This is a genomic window from Mycobacterium aquaticum, from assembly GCF_002086485.1.
Lineage (GTDB): Bacteria > Actinomycetota > Actinomycetes > Mycobacteriales > Mycobacteriaceae > Mycobacterium > Mycobacterium aquaticum.
Window position 1 is genome coordinate 223,072 of the sequence record NZ_MVHF01000003.1, and the last position, 18,356, is coordinate 241,427.

16 protein-coding genes are annotated in these 18,356 nt (G+C 67.0%); 12 read left to right on the forward strand and 4 right to left on the reverse strand.

Annotation, left to right across the window (positions count from 1 at the left end; all coding sequences use genetic code 11):
• Positions 1-29: 29 nt before the first annotated feature.
• Together BST13_RS04665 and BST13_RS04670 are read right to left on the reverse strand one after the other, a co-directional pair.
• Complete coding sequence (locus BST13_RS04665; protein WP_083161096.1) at positions 30-1,535, reverse strand: cytochrome ubiquinol oxidase subunit I; 1,506 nt, start codon at positions 1,533-1,535, stop codon at positions 30-32.
• A 96-nt stretch (positions 1,536-1,631) separates the two neighbouring features.
• Entirely contained in the window at positions 1,632-2,222 is a 591-nt protein-coding gene (locus BST13_RS04670) for an HdeD family acid-resistance protein (RefSeq protein ID WP_083161098.1), read from the reverse strand.
• 207 nt (positions 2,223-2,429) lie between these two features.
• Between BST13_RS04670 and BST13_RS04675 the strand changes: the two genes are divergently transcribed.
• From BST13_RS04675 to BST13_RS04710, 8 genes are read left to right on the forward strand one after another with little or no spacing between them, the layout of a single operon-like run.
• Complete coding sequence (locus BST13_RS04675) at positions 2,430-3,314, forward strand: ABC transporter substrate-binding protein (RefSeq protein ID WP_083161100.1); 885 nt, start codon at positions 2,430-2,432, stop codon at positions 3,312-3,314.
• Positions 3,315-3,321: 7 nt separating this feature from the next.
• A complete protein-coding gene (locus tag BST13_RS04680) occupies positions 3,322-4,254 on the forward strand; it encodes an amino acid ABC transporter permease (RefSeq protein WP_083161102.1) in 933 nt (310 codons plus the stop codon).
• Between the two features lie 8 nt (positions 4,255-4,262).
• Entirely contained in the window at positions 4,263-5,015 is a 753-nt protein-coding gene (locus BST13_RS04685) for an amino acid ABC transporter ATP-binding protein (RefSeq protein WP_211296014.1), read from the forward strand.
• 10 nt (positions 5,016-5,025) lie between these two features.
• A complete protein-coding gene (locus BST13_RS04690; protein WP_083161106.1) occupies positions 5,026-5,880 on the forward strand; it encodes a sulfurtransferase in 855 nt (284 codons plus the stop codon).
• A gap of 52 nt (positions 5,881-5,932) precedes the next feature.
• Positions 5,933-7,069, forward strand: a complete 1,137-nt coding sequence (macS, locus tag BST13_RS04695; protein WP_083161108.1) for a MacS family sensor histidine kinase — start codon at positions 5,933-5,935, stop codon at positions 7,067-7,069.
• Positions 7,069-7,722, forward strand: a complete 654-nt coding sequence (locus BST13_RS04700) for a response regulator (RefSeq protein WP_083161110.1) — start codon at positions 7,069-7,071, stop codon at positions 7,720-7,722. The genes macS and BST13_RS04700 overlap by 1 nt, the downstream gene beginning before the upstream one ends.
• Positions 7,723-7,767: 45 nt before the next feature.
• The gene (locus BST13_RS04705) at positions 7,768-9,570 is read left to right on the forward strand and encodes a DUF2339 domain-containing protein (protein WP_083161112.1); all 1,803 of its coding nucleotides are present in this window, start codon (positions 7,768-7,770) and stop codon (positions 9,568-9,570) included.
• 59 nt (positions 9,571-9,629) lie between these two features.
• Positions 9,630-10,115 carry a Dps family protein gene (locus tag BST13_RS04710; RefSeq protein WP_083161114.1) on the forward strand — a complete coding sequence of 162 codons (486 nt, stop codon included), beginning with the start codon at positions 9,630-9,632 and terminating at the stop codon, positions 10,113-10,115.
• Here the strand turns inward: BST13_RS04710 and BST13_RS04715 are convergent.
• Positions 10,112-11,362: an adenylate/guanylate cyclase domain-containing protein gene (locus BST13_RS04715; protein WP_083161400.1), complete on the reverse strand. Its 1,251-nt coding sequence runs from the start codon at positions 11,360-11,362 to the stop codon at positions 10,112-10,114. The genes BST13_RS04710 and BST13_RS04715 overlap by 4 nt on opposite strands.
• Before the next feature lie 59 nt (positions 11,363-11,421).
• Positions 11,422-12,924, reverse strand: a complete 1,503-nt coding sequence (locus tag BST13_RS04720) for a helix-turn-helix domain-containing protein (protein ID WP_142282724.1) — start codon at positions 12,922-12,924, stop codon at positions 11,422-11,424.
• Positions 12,925-13,006: 82 nt separating this feature from the next.
• On the opposite strand from BST13_RS04720, the gene speB reads away from it, so the two are divergent.
• The 4 genes from speB to BST13_RS04740 are packed head-to-tail and all read left to right on the forward strand — an operon-like array spanning position 13,007 to position 18,224.
• Complete coding sequence (gene speB, locus BST13_RS04725; RefSeq protein WP_083161118.1) at positions 13,007-13,972, forward strand: agmatinase; 966 nt, start codon at positions 13,007-13,009, stop codon at positions 13,970-13,972.
• Position 13,973: 1 nt separating this feature from the next.
• A complete protein-coding gene (locus tag BST13_RS04730) occupies positions 13,974-15,554 on the forward strand; it encodes a 5-guanidino-2-oxopentanoate decarboxylase (RefSeq protein WP_083161120.1) in 1,581 nt (526 codons plus the stop codon).
• 41 nt (positions 15,555-15,595) lie between these two features.
• A complete protein-coding gene (locus tag BST13_RS04735) occupies positions 15,596-17,044 on the forward strand; it encodes a sodium:solute symporter family protein (protein ID WP_083161122.1) in 1,449 nt (482 codons plus the stop codon).
• 43 nt (positions 17,045-17,087) lie between these two features.
• Positions 17,088-18,224, forward strand: a complete 1,137-nt coding sequence (locus BST13_RS04740; RefSeq protein ID WP_083161124.1) for a TRAP transporter substrate-binding protein — start codon at positions 17,088-17,090, stop codon at positions 18,222-18,224.
• Positions 18,225-18,356 lie beyond the last annotated feature (132 nt).

Consider the following 18,356-nt stretch of genomic DNA (forward strand, 5'->3'; position numbering starts at 1 on the left):
CGAATCGCTCCTCGACTCGTACGGCGCGCTCAGTAGGCGAACGACAACGGTGCGACGTCGTCGGCACCCGGCGGTGCCGGCGGCGCCGGTTCGGAGTCGTGTTCCAGCGGCCCGGCCACGACGTAGCGGCGCAGCAGGAAGAACCAGATGACCGCGAGCACGGCGTAGAGCAATGTGAAGGTCACCAGGGACAGCACCACGACGGTCATCGAGTTGTGCGACACGCCTTGGGCCACGGTCAGCCGGATATTCGGATCACCGGTCGGGTTGGGCGCGACGACCCAGGGCTGGCGGCCCATCTCGGTGAACACCCATCCCGCGCTGTTGGCCAAAAACGGTGTGGGGATGGTCAGTAGCGCGAACCACGAGAACCAGCGCTGGTTCGGAATCCGGCCGCCACGGGTCAGCCACAGCGCGGCGACCGCGAAAAGACCTGGCACTGCGAGGAATCCGATCATCGCGCGGAACGACCAATAGGTGACGAACAGGTTGGGCCGGTAGTCGCCGGGCCCGAACTTGTGTTCGTACATCTGCTGCAGATCCTGCACGCCGTCCAGGTGCACGCCGCTGAACTTGCCCTCGGCCAAGAACGGCAGGACGAACGGCACTTCGATGGCGTGCACGACACTGTCGCAGTTGTTGTGGGTCCCGACGGTCAGCACCGAGAAATCCGGGTCGGTTTGGCTGTGGCACAACGATTCTGCCGAGGCCATCTTCATCGGCTGCTGCTGGAACATCAGCTTGCCCTGGGCATCGCCGGTGAAGAACAGCCCGATGGCCGCAACCAGGGTCACCAGGCAGCCGAGGATGGTGGCCGGCCGGTACATGTTGACCGCGTCTTGGGCGGGGGTGGTGCCGCTGTGATGACCGGCGCTGTCGGCAATATGATCAACAGCGCCCAGCCGGTGCGATCGCACCATCCACCAGGCGGACACGCACGCGACGAACACACCTGCGGTCAGGAACGCTCCGGCGACCGCGTGCGAAAACGCGGCGATCGCAGTGTTGTTGGTGAACAGGGCGACGATGCTGGTCAGCTCGGCGCGTCCCTTCTCCGCGTTGAACACCGCTCCGACCGGGTGCTGCATGAACGAGTTGGCCGCGATGATGAAGAACGCCGACATGTTCACCGCGATGGCCACCACCCAGATGCAGGCGAGGTGCACCAGCCGGGGCAGCCGCGTCCAACCGAAGATCCACAGCCCGATGAACGTGGACTCGAAGAAGAACGCGGCCAGGCCCTCCATGGCCAACGGCGCGCCGAAGATATCGCCGACGAACCGCGAGTACTCGCTCCAGTTCATCCCGAACTGGAACTCCTGCACGATTCCGGTGGCCACGCCGATCGCGAAGTTGATCAGGAACAGCTTGCCGAAGAACCGAGTGAGCCGATACCAGCTGTCATTGTCGGTGATCACCCACACGGTCTGCATGATGGCGATCAACGGTGCCAACCCAATGGTCAGCGGAACAAATATGAAGTGGTACACGGTGGTGATTCCGAATTGCCACCGTGACACATCCAGTGCGTCCATCTGACCCTACTTCCGAGGTCGCTAGGTCAATCTACGACGAAGTGTAGTAGACATCCGTCTCGGCAACCAGCGTCCCGGGATCATCGACACGGTGGGTTACGTCACCGTGGGCGGTTCCGGGGCGAAGGCGGCCTTCAATTTCTTGGCGTCGCTTCGGATGCCGAAGGCGGAGACGACCTCGACGATGCCGAGCACGATCAGGATGATGCCGGTCACCTGGGTGACGGCGACCAGGCCTTCGACCGGTGCGACGAACATGATGACGCCCGCGATGATGCTGAGGATGCCGACGATGATCTCCCAAATGCGTCCGGGCAGAGATTGATCACCGATGGCCGACATCGCCGTAGCCACACCGCGGAAGATGAAGCCGACACCAATCCAGATGGCGAGCAATTGGATCGAGTTGTCCAGGTTGACGAAACACAGCACGGCGAGAACGAGCGACGCCGCGCCACTGATGAACAGCAGTACGCGGCTACCGGCGGGGGAGCGCAGGCTCAGCGCGAGCACCACCTGCCAGATGCCGGTCACCAAGAGGTAAGCGCCGAAGAAGATTGCTGTCACGATGATTGCGGCAGCGGGGCGAACGAACACCAGTACGCCCAGAATGACTGCGAGAACGCCAGTTGCCAGCGTTGCCTTCCACAGATGAGGCAACAGGCTTGGTGCAGCAGTGGTTTCCATGCTGGCAGTTTGGCACAACAAACAACGCCGGACGCGGATTTTACCGTACCGCTGTGGTGTCGTACTGCGGTCGTTAATGTTCGGTTACCCCCAGTGCGGGCTGGGGCCGCGGTCGTTAACGTCTCCGGTTTGATGAGGGCGGAAGACGGCCCTAGGCAGAGAGAAGAGGCAACTGTGAAAGCTGGATGTCACGTCCGTCGGGGGAAAATGTGGCGCGTCGCAGGGGTGATCGCGGCAAGTGGCGCCCTGATGCTCTCGGGGTGCGCGAACAACAGTGACAGCGGTACGTCAGGCACGGCGACCACCGCGGCAACGGCTGAGAAGGTCGACTCCATCGCCAACACCGTGCCGGATCCCATCAAGTCGAGCGGCAAGCTCGTCGTCGGTACCGATCCGACGTACGCGCCGAACGAGTTCAAGGATCCCAACGGCAAGATCATCGGGTTCGATGTCGACCTCATGAACGCCATCGCCGCCACCCTTGGACTGACCCCGGAGTACCGGCCATCGGCGTTCGACAAGATCATTCCGTCCGTGCAGGGCGGCAGCTACAACGTCGGCATGTCGTCGTTCACCGACTCGAAGGAACGTGAACAGCAGGTCGACTTCGTCACCTACTTCCAGGCCGGCTCGGCCTGGGCGCAGAAGGTCGGCGCGGGCATCAACCCCGACGACGCGTGCGGCAAGAGGGTCGCGGTGCAGACGGCGACGGTGCAGGACACCAACGAGATGCCCGCCCGCAATGCGAAGTGCGCCAAGGAGGGCAAGCCCGCCATCGCCGTACTGAAGTTCGACGACCAGTCCGCAGCCACCAACGCGGTGCTGCTCGGGCAGGCCGACGCCATGTCGGCCGACTCCCCGGTGACGGCCTACGCGATCAAGCAGAGCGACGGCAAACTCGAACAGGTCGGTGAGATCTTCGATTCGGCGCCGTACGGCTGGGTGGTCCCCAAGGGCTCGCCGCTGGCCCAGTCGCTGCAGAAGGCCCTCGAGCACCTCATCCAGACCGGTGCCTACAAGCAGGTGGCCGCCAACTGGGGCGCCGAGAAGGGACTGATCGACAAGCCGGTCATCAACGGCGCGACCAGCTGAGGCGGGAATGGCAGACGCATCGCCGCCTCCGGCTGTCGAAGAGGAAACCTCACCTGCCGCCATTGATGCTGTCCCGCTGAGGCATCCGTGGCGGTGGGTGATGGCGGGTCTCGTCATCATCGGGCTGGCGCTGTTCGCGTACGGCGCGGCCACCAACGAGGCCTACCGGTGGGACACCTTCGGGAAATACCTGTTCGACCAACGGATTTCGCAGGCCGCCTGGAACACCCTGCAGCTCACCATCTTCTCCATGGTGCTGGCGTTGATCCTCGGGGTCGCCCTGGCGGTGATGCGGCTGTCGCCGAATCCGGTGCTCAAAGCGGTGTCCTGGCTGTATCTGTGGATATTCCGCGGCACACCGGTATACGTGCAGTTGGTGCTCTGGGGCCTGGTCCCGGTGATCTACAAGAACATCCAACTGGGCGTGCCGTTCGGCCCGACCTTCTTCAAATTCAGCCTCAGCGAACCGAATTTCTTCATGTTGGCGATCCTGGGCCTGGGTCTCAACGAGGCGGCCTACATGGCGGAGATCATCCGCGCCGGAATCAGTTCGGTACCGGAGGGGCAGTCCGAGGCGTCGACCGCACTCGGCATGTCGTGGTGGATGACGATGCGCCGCACCGTGCTGCCTCAGGCGATGCGGGTCATCATCCCGCCGACCGGTAACGAGTTCATCAGCATGCTCAAGACCACGTCACTGGTGACCGCGGTGCCGTACAGCTTCGAGTTGTACGGGCGGTCCAAAGACATCGGTGTTGCGCTGTTCCAACCGATCCCGTTGTTGTTGGTGGCGTCCACCTGGTACCTGGCCGTCACGAGTGTGCTCATGGTCGGGCAGTACTACCTGGAGCGGTATTACGCGAGGGGCGCGTCGCGGAAGCTGACGTCCAAGCAACTGGAGACCCTGGCCAAGGCGCAGATGGGAGAGCCGCATCCATGACCGAACCCATGGTCCGCGCCGAGAGTGTGTGCAAGAACTTCGGCGCGCTGCACGTCCTCAAGGGCGTCACCCTCGACATCGGTCGCGGCGAGGTGCTGTGCATGGTCGGGCCGTCAGGCTCGGGCAAGTCGACGTTCCTGCGGTGCATCAACCACCTGGAACAGGTCAACGGCGGCAGGCTCTACGTCGACGGCGAACTGGTCGGCTACCGCGAGCGCGGCGGCAAGCTGCATGAGCTGCGCCCGAAAGAGGCCGCCAAGCAACGGCGCGAGGTCGGGATGGTGTTCCAGCACTTCAACCTGTTCCCGCATCGCACGGTGCTGGAGAACATCATCGAGGCGCCCGTCCACGTCAAGAAGGTCAAGAAGGACGAAGCGCTGAAGCGGGCCAAGGATCTGCTCGGCCAGGTCGGATTGTCGGCAAAGGCCGATGCCTACCCGGCCCAGCTGTCCGGCGGTCAGCAGCAGCGGGTGGCCATCGCGCGCGCGTTGGCGATGAGTCCCAAGCTGATGCTCTTCGACGAGCCGACCTCCGCGTTGGACCCCGAGCTCGTCGGAGAGGTGCTTGCGGTGATGAAGAACCTCGCCAGTGAGGGGATGACCATGGTGGTCGTGACGCACGAGATGGGGTTCGCCCGTGAGGTCGCCGACAAGCTGGTGTTCATGGACGGCGGCGTCATCGTGGAGAGCGGCAATCCCCGTGAAGTGATGGCCAATCCGAAACATGAACGCACGAAGGCGTTTCTGTCGAAGGTGATGTAGCTTCGGTGCAGTGAGTGCAGCACGAGCAGACGTCTTCGTCACCGCCGCCGAACTGCGGCAACTGATCGAGACCGGGGATCCGGTCACGGTCCTGGACGTGCGGTGGACGTTGGCAGAGCCCGATGGCACCGAGGCGTATCTGGCCGGGCACGTGCCGGGGGCGGTGTACGTGTCCCTGGATGACGAGTTGTCCGACCACGGCGTGGCCGGCCGCGGCAGGCACCCGTTGCCGTCCGGACGGTGCCTGGAAGCCTCGGCCCGCCGCTGGGGTCTGCGCTCCGGGGTACCCGTCGTGGTGTACGACGACTGGAACCGGGCCGGTTCCGGCCGGGCGTGGTGGGTGCTGACCGCGGCAGGCATCCCCGATGTCCGGATTCTCGACGGGGGCCTCGCGGCGTGGACGGCTGCGGGCGGGGCATTGCAGAGCGGCCCGGTCCAGCCCGAGCCGGGTGACGTCGTCGTCGCGCACGACGACCTGTACCACGGTGCCCGTCGCACCATCACCGCCGAAGAGGCCGGCGCGCACCGCGGCGTCCTGCTCGATGCCCGTGCACCCGAGCGCTTCCGCGGCGACGTCGAACCGATGGACCCGGCCGCCGGGCACATCCCGGGAGCGGTCAACCTGCCGAGCACCCGCGTTCTCGCCACCGACGGCACCCTGCTGCCGGACGCCGACCTGCGGGGGCTGCTGGCTGAGCGGGGACTCACCGAAGGCACCGAGGCCGGCGCGTACTGCGGCTCCGGTGTCACCGCCGCAGTGGCCGTAGCAGCCTTGGCAGCCGCGGGTGTCGACGCCGCACTGTTCCCCGGATCCTGGTCGGAGTGGGCTGCCGACCCTACCCGTCCGGTCGCGGTCGGACCGTAGTCGCGCCGAGATGGTGCCGTAGTGGTGCCGTCGGCGACCTTATGCTGAGCAGGTGCAGCGCCGTTCGGATCCGGTCGCCCCGCTGTGGCGGGCGGCGCAGGGGTTCCGGCTGCTGAGTTGCATTTACGCGCTGGGCTTTCAGATCGCGATCAACGACGATCTGATGCGGCCGATGCTGGCCTGGCTGCTGTTCTCCGTGCTGATGCTCTGGAGCGTTGCGTGCGCGGTCGCCTACCTCAAGGGGTTCGGGCGACGGCCGGCCTGGGTGATCACCGAGATCGTGATCGTGCTGGTGCTCATGCTGTCGACGGAGTTCGTCGCCTCCGATCACTGGGTGGCCGACAACCAATCCTGGCCCACCACACTGTGGGCCACCAACGCCACGATCTCCGCGGCCCTGCAGTTCGGCCCGGTCGGCGGTATGGCGGCGGGCCTGGCGGTCATGGCGGCGGCGGCGACGCTGAAGGGGTATGTCAGCCCGAACCTTGGCCGCAACGCCACGATCGTCATCGAGGTGGCCGTGGGTCTGGCGGTCGGTATGGCGGCCCAGACCGCTCGCCGGGCCCACGCCGAGTTGGAGCGGGCAGTACGGCTGGCGGCGGCCTTGGAGGAGCGCGAGCGGCTGTCCCGCACCGTGCACGACGGGGCCATCCAGGTGCTGGCCTTGGTCTCCCGGCGCGGCCGTGAGATCGGGGGCGAGACAGCAGAACTGGCCGAATTGGCGGGGGAGCAGGAGCGGGCCTTGCGCCGCCTGGTCAGCGCACCGGACGCCGAGGTCGCGGGCGGGACCTTGACCGACGTCGGCGCGCTGCTGCGGAGCCGCGCGAGTGACCGGGTTTCGGTCAGCCTGCCTGCCGAGCCCGTGTTGCTGGAAGACGCCGTGGCCCGGGAGTTGTTCGCGGCGGCCGGCAATGCGCTCGACAACGTGGCCGCACATGCCGGGCCGGATGCTCGGGCGTTCGTCCTCCTCGAGGATCTGGGGGACAGCGTGACGGTGAGTATCCGCGACGACGGTGTGGGTATTGCCGACGGCAGGCTGGCCGAGGCGGCCCGGCAGGGTCGGCTCGGTGTGTCGAAATCTATTGTGGGACGGATGGATTGGCTTGGCGGTAGAGCCGATCTGACCACCGCACCGGGCGCCGGAACGGAATGGGAGTTGACGGTGCCGCGCACAGGAGGGGGACGCTGATGGCTGACTCTGCACCCAAGGTGATGGTGGTCGACGACCACCCGATCTGGCGGGACGCGGTCGCGCGCGATCTCGCCGACGACGGATTCGAGGTGGTGGCAACGGCCGACGGTGTCGCCGCGGCGCGCCGCCGCGCCGCGGTCGTGCGGCCCGATGTGGTGGTGATGGACATGCGGTTGACCGACGGCACCGGCGCGCAGGCCACCGCCGAGGTGCTCGCGGTGTCCCCGGACACCAAGGTCCTGGTGTTGTCGGCGTCCGACGAGCGCGACGACGTCCTCGAGGCGGTCAAGGCCGGCGCCACCGGTTATCTGGTCAAGAGCGCATCGAAAGCCGAACTGGGCGAAGCTGTTCGGGCCACCGCGCAGGGCCGGGCGGTGTTCACGCCGGGCCTGGCCGGCTTGGTGCTGGGAGAGTACCGACGCATGGCTGCCCGTCCTGACCGCGACGCCACCACACCGAGCCTCACGGAACGGGAGACAGAGGTGCTGCGTTACGTGGCAAAAGGCTTGTCCGCCAAACAGATTGCCACCCGGCTTTCGCTGAGCCACCGGACCGTGGAGAACCACGTCCAGGCCACGTTCCGCAAACTACAGGTGGCCAACCGGGTCGAGCTGGCCCGCTACGCCATCGAACACGGACTCGACGAGTAGTCCTACTCATCCGGCCGTACCGGGTTTGCTGCCACGATGACAGGCATGACCGAACCGCACCGTGCCCTCATGTCCCGGCTGGCCTCGGACATCGCTGCGATCAACGCCTACACGGGTAGGGTAGCGGCCGATCTGGCAGAGCTGGACCGGCTGCTGACGCACCAGGGGGCTGCGCCTGTGGCAGCGCCGGTTGCCCCGTACTGGGCAGCGGCCCCGTACCCGGCGATTCCGCAGGCGAGCCCGCCGGCGACGGTCGCACCTGCGGCCGCTGCACCGGTACCGGCGCAGCGCACCGAACGCTCCGAGGGCTGGATCGGGAAGGTGCTCGCCGTCGCCGGCGTTGCGGTCACGCTCGTCGGCGTCGTGCTTCTGGTGGTGCTTGCCGCCCAGGCAGGCATTCTGCGGCCCGGGTTCCGGGTCGCGGCGGGCGCTGTGCTGGCGATGGGCCTGGTCGCGGTCGCCTGGTGGCAACAGTCGCGGCCCGGCGGACGCACCGGCGCGATCGCGCTGGCAGCGACCGGGATCGCGGCCGCCTACATCGACGTGATCGCCGTGACGGCGATCTACCACTGGGTCGCCGCGCCAGTCGGCCTGGTCATCGCGGCGGTCATCGGCGGCGGTGGGCTGGTGCTGGCTCGACTCTGGAACTCCGAGCAACTCGGCCTGCTGGTTCTCGTGCCGTTGACCATCCTGGCGCCCGTCGTCACCGATGGCGTCACGTTACTGCTGATCGGATTCATGCTCGCCTTGTCAGCAGCCACGTTGCCCGTGCAGTGGGGTCGGGACTGGCTGATGTTGCATGCGGCGCGCGTCGCGGCCGCCACGGCGCCGCTGCTGTTCGCTCTTGCGGCGGCGACATCGGACGATCTGCGGTTGGCGCTCGCGGTCGCGGTGGCTGCGGTGCTGGCCGTCGGCGCCGGCGTGGGGTTGCTGCGCTGGACCGACAACAAGGCCGCCATGGCGCTCTTGACAGCGGCGGGAACTGTTCCGCTGCTGTGCGTTTCGGCCGCGACGGATCGCGTGGTTGCTGCGCTGATGATCGGCGCGTTGGCCGCTGCCCTGGTGGCAGTCACCGCGCTTGGTGATCGGTTGCCCGGCGTAACGGCCGTGGTGCGGCAGGTGTGGTCGGCGCAGTCGGCTGTTGCCGCGCTGATCGCGGTCACCGTCGCCTTCGACGGCACGGTGGCAGGCCCGGTGCTGCTGGCGATGGCGATCGCCGTTGCCATCGCGGCGCGACGCAGTGATGTCGGCAGGTGGGCGGCCATAGGGTTCGCCGTGATCGGCGGCGGCTATTTCCTGAGCTACGCGCCGCCGGAAACCCTCACGCGGGCAACCGAACTCCGTGCTGGAGTCGCGGTGTCGGTGCTGACCTCGAGCATTCTGGCGATCGCCGCCGCAGCGACGATCGTCTGGTCGTGGACCGGCAAGCGGCCTGCGCACGACGACACGATTCGCCTGCTGTGGGTGGCCGCGGCGACGGTGATCGCTTATGCGGTGACGACGTTCACGGTGACCGTCGGAGTGCTCGTCGGGGGTACCGGCGCAGGGTTCTTCGGGGGGCACATGGTCGCGACCATCTGCTGGATCGTGGTCGCGGCCGGGCTGTTGTACTACGCCGCGCGTTTGCCCAAGGCGCAGCGATCGCTGCCGATCGGCGGTGGTCTCGCGCTGGTGGCCGCGGCGATGGCCAAGCTGTTCCTGTTCGACCTGGGCACCCTCGACGGCATCTTCCGGGTCGCGGTGTTCATCGTGGTCGGGCTGGCGTTGCTGGGCATGGGAGCCGGGTATGCGCGTCTGCTCAGCCAGCAGGACAAGAACGATGACCAGCTGACCGAACCACGGATGTGATCTGAGTCACTCCTCGACTATTCTGGATTGATTCCAGAAAAGGCATCGTTGGAACGGGCATGAGTACACGTCGAATCGAAACAGAGATCCAAGGTTTCCGCGCCACACCGCAACTGAGCGCCCATCTTCAGCAGGTGCTCGTCGACCTGATCGAACTCGGCCTCCAAGGCAAGCAGGCACACTGGAACGTCGTCGGCACCAACTTCCGCGACCTGCACCTGCAACTGGACGAACTGGTCGATTTCGCCCGCACCGGCAGCGACACCATCGCCGAACGGATGCGGGCGCTGGACAGCGTGCCCGACGGCCGTTCCGACAGCGTCGCCGCGACCACCACGGTGCCGGAATTCCCTGCCCACGAACGGAATACGACCGAGGTGGTCGATCTCGTCACCACCCGCATCTACGCCGTGGTCGACACCATGCGCAGCGTGCACGACGCGGTCGACGCCGAAGACCCGAGCACCGCGGACATCCTGCATCAGCTCATCGACGGGCTGGAGAAGCTGGCCTGGTTGATCAAGTCGGAGAACGGCAAGGTCTAACCGGTCTCCACGGCCGCACGGATATCGTCGTCGCGTCGGCCGACCAGGTACCAGGTCCGCATCACGCCCTTGCCCTTGATGGTGACCTCGCCGCGTTCTTCGAGCACAAAGCGGTCGCTGATGCGCTCATAGACGTTCTGCGGCACCTGGATTCGGCCGGCGACGTCGGTGGTCTCCATGCGGGACGCGACGTTGACGGCGTCACCCCACACGTCGTAGAAGAACTTGCGGGCGCCCACCACGCCGGCTACGACGGGGCCCGACGCCAGGCCGATGCGCAGCGGGACCGCTCGGCCCTGCGGATCCTTGAGATCGGCGACGGCATCGGCCATGTCGAGGGCGAAGCAGGCCAACGCCTCGACATGGTCGGTCCGCGGCTTCGGCACACCGGACACCACCATGTAGGAATCCCCGCTGGTCTTCACCTTCTCCAGATCGTGCTTGTCGACGAGCGCGTCGAGATCGGTGTAGAGCCGGTCGAGGAAACGCACCAGGTCCGCAGGGGCGGTGTCGCTGGCCCGGCTGGTGTAGCCGGCGATGTCGGCGAACAGAATCGACGCGTCGTCGTACTTGTCGGCAATGATGGTCCGGGCCGGATCCTTGAGGCGGGCGGCCACCGTGGCGGGCAGGATGTTGGCGAGTAGCTGCTCGGAGCGCTGGTACTCGGCTTCCATCGCGGCCTCGGCACGGGCGTTCTCCCGCAACGCCAACCACACCGTCGCAAAGACCATCACGGTCGCCGAGACCGTCGTCACGACGAAGCCGAACCGCAGGGTCCACGACGGCCCCAGGCCGCGGTCGACCGGGGCCACGAACGCCAGCGCAATCGACGCGACCACGCCCAACCCGACCAACACGGCGGCCAGACCGATGCGCTCGATACCCAGGACCAGGACCACCAACGAGGCCGACACCAGGAAGTAGAGCTGCAGGCCCGAACCGGTGCCGACCTGATAACACATCAGCGACACCGAGACGTAGGCGATGACGAAGAAGCTCAACGGTGCGATCAGCTCGCCGAACCGGTACAGCAGGGGCACCAGCACGAACAGGGCGGCAAACACGAGGTTGAGAAACCCGACGCGCCAGATGGCCCCGCCGACGACAAGCTGGAACAAGCCGAAGAAACCCGACACCGACGCGGCGATCCAGGTCGCGATGGTCAGCACGCGCAGCCGGCTGGACAGGCTCTCCGCGTAGTGCGCGGTGCGGGCGGGCAGCTGGCCGCTCAACACCAGCTCGGGCATGCAAACCGAGCGCCGGAACTCGCTGACGGCCACACTGAGAGGGTATCTGCGGCGACCGGTCAGTCGGTCGACATTCGCGCAGCGTCCCGGGCCCGCAGCGCCAGCCACAGCTCGTGCCGATCGTGCACCGAATCGAGCCTGCGACCGGTGAGCCGTTCGATGGCGTCGACGCGATTGCGCATGGTGTGTCGGTGCACCTGCAGGGCCGCGGCCGCGGGGGCCCACTGCCCGTTGTTCTCCAGAAACACCGTCAAGCTGTGCAACAGCTCAGCCGAGCGGTCGGCGGCATCGAGTGGTCCCAGGACCGCGTCGGCGAAGGCGCTCAGCGGCTCCGCGCCGACCGCGGTGAGCAGCAGCCGGCTGCTGGCGATCTCCTCGGCAGGCATGTGCCTGCCGTTCACCCGGCTGGCGGCCAGGGCCGAGCGGGCCTGCCGCAGCGACACGGCCAGCGCCCCTGGCCTCACGCCGATCCCGATGCCCGCGGCACGCTGGCCCGCCAGCGTGCCGAGCACGCCCGGCAGATCGGTCCCGCGTGGCACCGCGAGCTCGACGACGTCGTCGACGACGCGGACGAGCGCATCGGGCAGGGTGATCAGCAGATCCGCCGCCAGATCGTCGGCGTCCTGCGGCGCCGCCACCGCCGCGGCGCGCAGATCCACGTCGGGGACGCCGACGGCGGTCAGCCACCGCGCGGCCACCACGTCGTCGACGGTGGCTCGGGCAAGGCGCTCCAAAACCTGGGCGCGTCCGCGGCGCTGGCCGGAGTCCAGCCCATGGCGGCGTTCGATCTCCAGCGACAGCAGCGACACCAGGTCGCCGGTGATCTGTTGGGCCACAGGCATTTCCGCCGGACTGTCGAGCAGCAGCCAAGCGCGCAGCCTGCGGGCGCCCAGGCCGTGCAGTTCGCGTCTGCGGCCGCCGCTGATATCGACCGCCGCGGCGCCGAGGCCGTGGTCGCGCACCGCAGTGAGCTGATCGGCCAGGGCGGCCGAGAGCTCGTCGCCGCCAGGGTCGGATTCAGCCAAGACCCGGCCGAGCAGATCGATCACCACCCCGGTGCGTCCGGTCGCGGTGCGGTGGGCGGCCAGGATACCGAGCAGCCCGCCGGGGCTGACCGCAGCGGCGGTCAGGGCCCGCTGGGTGCGCAAGGCCCATTCCAATTCCCGCCGTTCGGCGCGGGCCCGGTGGGCGAACACCGCCTTGGTGACGGCGATGAACGGCACCGGGTCGGGCACGGTCAACAATGGCAAGCCCACCTCGTCGGCGGCGTCGATCAGGCGCTGCGGCGCGCTCTGGTGGGGGAGATCGCCGCCGAGCCCCAGGGCGACGGCACGAACACCCGCCGCCTTGAGGTCGGCGAGATAGTCTCGGCAGCCCTCGAAGTCGCCTGGCAGCAGCAGTCCGATGGTCAGCAGTAGCTCACCGCCCTGCAGCCACGGACCGGGGCGGGCCAGTTCCGAGACCGCCGCGGCTTCGATCTCACCGTCCTGGGCCGCGTCCTGACCTGCGACGAGACTCAGCCGCAGATCGGGATCGGCGAGCAGCTCGGCTATCGACAGCATGGACAGATTGTCGAACACGTTCGCGCGATTTTCGCCCAGATGTCGATATCGCTGTGATGCGTCTCTCGTACATCGTGTAGCTATGACCCAGCAGACACCTAACACCACACCGGTCGGACCCGTCGACGCCACCAAGGTGCCGCGGTATGCCGGTCCCGCCACGTTCGCCCGGTTGCCCCGCACCGACGAGGTGCCGCACACCGACGTCGCCGTGGTGGGTGTCCCGTTCGACTCCGGGGTCTCCTACCGCCCGGGTGCGCGATTCGGCCCAGGCCACATCCGGGCCTCGTCCAAGCTGCTGCGGCCCTACCACCCCCGCCTCGACGTGGAGCCGTTCGCCGCACAGCAGGTGGCCGACGCCGGCGACATCGCCGTAAATCCGTTCGACCTCAACGAGGCCATCTCCACCATCGAATACGCCTCCGATCAACTGCGCGAGGGTGGCACGAAACTCATCACCCTCGGTGGTGACCACACCATCGCGCTGCCGCTGCTGCGGTCACTGCACCGCGACCACGGCCCGATCGCGGTGCTGCACTTCGACGCGCATCTTGACACCTGGGACACCTACTTCGGCGCACCGTACACCCACGGAACCCCATTCCGGCGGGCCAGCGAGGAGGGCCTGCTCGACAAGGAACACTGCCTGCACGTGGGCACCCGCGGCCCGCTCTACGCCTCGACCGACCTGGCCGACGACAAGGTGCTCGGCTTCCAGGTGCTCGGATCCGACGATTTCCAGATCGACGGTCTGGCGGCCGTGATCGAACGGATGCGGGCCCGCCTGGGTGAGGCACCCGTCTACGTCTCGGTCGACATCGACGTGCTCGATCCCGCCCACGCACCAGGCACCGGTACCCCCGAGGCCGGTGGCATGACCAGCCGTGAGCTGCTGCACTGCCTGCGAAACCTGGTGGGCCTCAACGTCGTCGGTGCCGACATCGTGGAGGTCGCCCCGGCCTACGACCACGCGGAAATCACCGGTATCGCCGCGGCGCACGTCGCCTACGAGCTGATGTCGGTGCTGGCCACCAGCAGAGGGGCCTGATATGACCGACCACCGCAATGGCGGCGCCGCCGTCGTGGAAACCCTTGCCGTGCATGGTGTCGACACCATCTTCGGCATCCCGGGCACCCACAACCTCGAGATCTATCGCCACCTCGGCGATGCCGGCATCCGTGCGGTGACACCCCGGCACGAGCAGGGCGCGGGCTATGCTGCCGAGGCCTACGCTCGCGTCTCGGGGCGTCCCGGCGTCGTGGTGGCCACCAGCGGCCCCGGTTTGACCAACGCCATGACCGCGGCCGCCACCGCCTATGCCGAATCTCAGCCGATGCTGGTGTTGTCCTCGGGCATGCCGACCGGCGCGGAAGGACGCGATCTCGGTCAGCTCCACGAGGCCAAGAACATCAGCGGGGCGATGAACGAGCTGGTGCGCTGGAGCCGTCGGGTGCGCAGCGCCGACGAGGCCGCCGAGGCGGTGACCGAGGCGTTCGGCAGCTTCACCGGCCGCAGGCCGCGTCCGGTGCACATCGAGATCCCCATCGACGTGCTGGAGTCCCCCTGGTCGGGACGCGCTCGTCATTGCGTGAACCTGGTTGCGCCGCAGGCTGATCCGGAGACAGTGCGACGTGCCGCCGCGGCGTTGGCTGCTGCGGAGGCGCCGCTCATCATCGCCGGGGGAGGAGCCGTCGACGCGCAGACAGAACTCACCGCGCTGGCCGAACTTCTCGGTGCTCCCGTCGCGACCACCGTCAACGGCAAAGGCGCTGTCTCCGAGGCACATCCGCTCTCGGTTGGCGCGTCCGTGCGGCTGCGGACCGTGCAGAAGGCGGCCGCCGACAGCGACGCCCTGCTGCTGATCGGGACCGAGCTTGGCGATTCCGACCTGTGGGAAGGGCAGATTCGGGGCAAGGTCGTGATCCGGTGCGACATCGAACCCGGCCAGCTCGACAAGAACTGCCCCGCTGATATCGCGCTGCTGGGCGACGCGGCCGCGACATTGGCCGCGCTGGCGGCATCGCTGCCCGACCGGCCTGCGACCGACGGATCTGCGCGGGCCGCTGCATTGCGCGCCGAGTGTGTTTCCGAGGCCACCGTCGACGCCGGGCCGTACGCCGAGATCAACGCAGCGGTGCGGGCCGCGTTGCCCGCCGAGGTGATCCTCACCGGAGACAGCTCGCAGGTCACGTATTTCGGCTCGGTGCACTTCTTCGACGTGCCCGGCCCCCGTCAGTTCTGCTACATGCCCGGCTACGCCACGCTGGGCTACGGCCTGCCGGCCGGCCTCGGGGCATCGATCGCCCGACCGGACGTGCCCGTCGCCGTGCTGCTCGGCGACGGTGCGTTGATGTTCTCCGTCCAAGAGCTCATCACCCTTGTGGAGCAACGACTTCCGGTACCGGTGGTCGTCGTCGACAACGGCGGCTACCGCGAGATCCGCGAACAGCAGGCGAGCCGCGGCATCGCCCCGATCGGCGTCGACCTGCGTACGCCCGATCTGGCCGCCATGGCAAGAGCCATGGGCGCCAACGGCATCCGCACCACATCCACCGACGAAGTGACCGACCTGATCCGCGCTGCACTGGGCGCCGACGGACCGACCCTGATTCACCTGGACCTGCGCTGAGTCCAGCTCTACAGACCTGACAGATAGAAAGGAGCGCCGCCATGGACGTCGCTGTTGTTGCGATCTACATCGTCGCGATGATCGCATTCGGCTTCTGGGGTAAACGCAAGGCAACGACGCAATCCGACTTCCTCGTCGCCGGCCGGCGGCTCGGGCCCTTCCTGTATTCGGGGACGATGGCCGCCATCGTGCTCGGGGGAGCGTCCACCATCGGAGGCGTCGGACTCGGCTACCAGTACGGCATTTCGGGCATGTGGCTGGTGGTCGCCATCGGCGTCGGCATCCTGCTGCTGAGCCTGCTGTTCGCGGGCCGCATCCAGCGGCTGCGGGTCTACACCGTCAGCCAGATGCTCGAACTGCGCTACGGGCCGGGATCGAGTGTGCTGTCCGGTCTGGTGATGTGGGGCTACACCCTGATGCTGTCGGTCACCTCGACCATCGCCTACGCCACCATCTTCGGGGCACTGTTCGACATGGCGAAAGTCCCGTCGATCATCCTGGGCGGCAGCGTGGTGATCCTCTACTCGACGCTGGGCGGCATGTGGTCGATCACCCTGACCGACTTCGTGCAGTTCATCATCAAGACCATCGGCATCTTCTTCATCCTGCTGCCGATCGTCGTGATCCGCGCAGGCGGTTTCAGCGGCATGATCGCCAAGCTGCCGTCCGACGCCACCTCGTGGACCGCCATCGGCGGCAGCACCATCGTGACCTACTTCGTCATCTACACCTTCGGCCTGCTGATCGGCCAGGACATCTGGCAGCGGGTGTTCACCGCGCGCAGTCCGGGCGTGGCCCGGTGGGCGGGAACGGCGGCCGGCGTGTACTGCCTGCTGTACGCCGCCGCCGGGGCGTTGATCGGGATGGCTGCGCACGTGCTGCTGCCCAAGCTGGATGCCCGTGACGATGCCTTCGCCCGGATCGTCGAGGCCCAGCTGCATCCGCTGCTGGCCGGTCTGGTGCTCGCTGCCGCGCTGGCCGCGGTCATGTCCACCTCCAGCGGTGCGCTCATCGCCACGGCCACCGTGTTCAGCCAGGACATCGTGGCCCGGTTGCGGCATCAGGACGTCGAGTCCGGCAGCGAACACGACCACGTCCGCAACAACCGGCTGTACGTGGCCGGGTTCGGGGTGGTCATGGTGATCATCGCTTGCGTGCTGCAAGACGTGGTCGCGGCCCTGACGGTGGCCTACGACATCCTCGTGGGCGGCCTGCTGGTGCCGATCCTCGGCGGGCTGGTGTGGCGTCGCGGCACCAACGTCGGTGCCGTCATGGCCATGGCCGTCGGGACACTCGCCACGCTGGTCACGATGGTGGCCACGGACATCTTCGCCAACGAACCGATTTATGTCGGACTCGCCTCGGGGCTGGTGGTGTACGTGATCGGCAGCCTGGCCAGCAAGCCCACGGCACCCGAGATTCTGACCGAATGGGACCGGCGCAGCCGCGGCGAGTCGACGGTCGAGGAGCCTGCGAACGAAATCGCTTGAGCAACAAATAATCCCGCCAGACGTTTGCGCGACCAGGAGCAGAATGACAATTGACAGACGCCGACTGCTCGCCGGAGTACCGGCCGCAATGGCGGGTACCGCACTCTTCGCCGGCGCCACCACCGCATGTGCCACACCGGATTCGGGCAAGGCCTCGGGCGTCGACGGTCCCCAGCTGCACTGGCGCATGATGGTGAGCTGGCCGAAGGACCTGAGCATCATGTACGGCGGCGCCCAGTTCGTGGCCGATCGGGTGAAGGCGATGACCGGCGGCCGGTTCACCATCGACCTGCATGTCGAGGGCGAGCTCGACACCAAGGACGACCTGATGACCGCGGTCAGCAAGGGCTTCGTCGAATGCGGTCACAGCTCGTCGGACTACTACGCGGACAAGAATGCCGGACTCACATTCGGTTCCGGGGCGCCGTTCGGGTTGACCGCGGCCGAACACGCCTCGTGGCTGCGGTTCGGCGGCGGAATGGAGCTCATCAGCGGACTCTACGACCAGTTCGGCATCGTGTATTTCCCTGCAGGCAATACCGGCGCACAGATGGGCGGCTGGTTCAACAAGGAGATCAACAGCACCGACGATCTCAAAGGGCTGCGCATGCGCATTGGTGGGATCGGGGCCGAGGTCATGAAGACCTTCGGCGTCACCCCTGTCGACGTTCCGTATCTCAAACTGGCCGACGCCATCAAGTCCGGCCAGCTCGACGCCGCGGAGTTCGTCGCACCGTTCGACGACGCCGAACTCGGACTGAACAAGGTCGCGAAGTTCTACTACTCGCCGGGCTGGTGGCAGATCGGCGATCAGCTGGATTTCATCGTCAACAAGAAGGCCTTCCACGACCTGCCCGCCGAGTATCAGCAGATCGTCGAGTCCGCGGCATGGGAAGCCAATCAGCGAGTGGTCGCCGAGTATGACGCGAAGAACGGCAATGCGTTGACGGACCTGGTCAAGGGCGGGACGCAGCTGCGCGAGTTTCCTGTCGACATGATGCGCACCGCCTTCGCAGTGATGGATGGCATCCACGTCCGGGAGAGCGCCAAGAGCGCCGACTACAAACGAGTGTTCGAGTCGTGGAACGCCTTCCGATGGATGGTGAAGAAGTGGCATGTCTTCATCGAAAGTCCGGTCATGCGGTCGAACGTCTTCACCGACCCGCCTCCGCTGCAGTAGCTACGCCCGCCGCTCATCGGAGCCGTCGCCTCGACCTGGTCACAGCAAACTCCTGGGCGGTATCGATGTGTCAGAATGGAATATTGTCCATCGAATGCGACATCGGTGTGTCGGGAACCTCTGGGGGAGTGT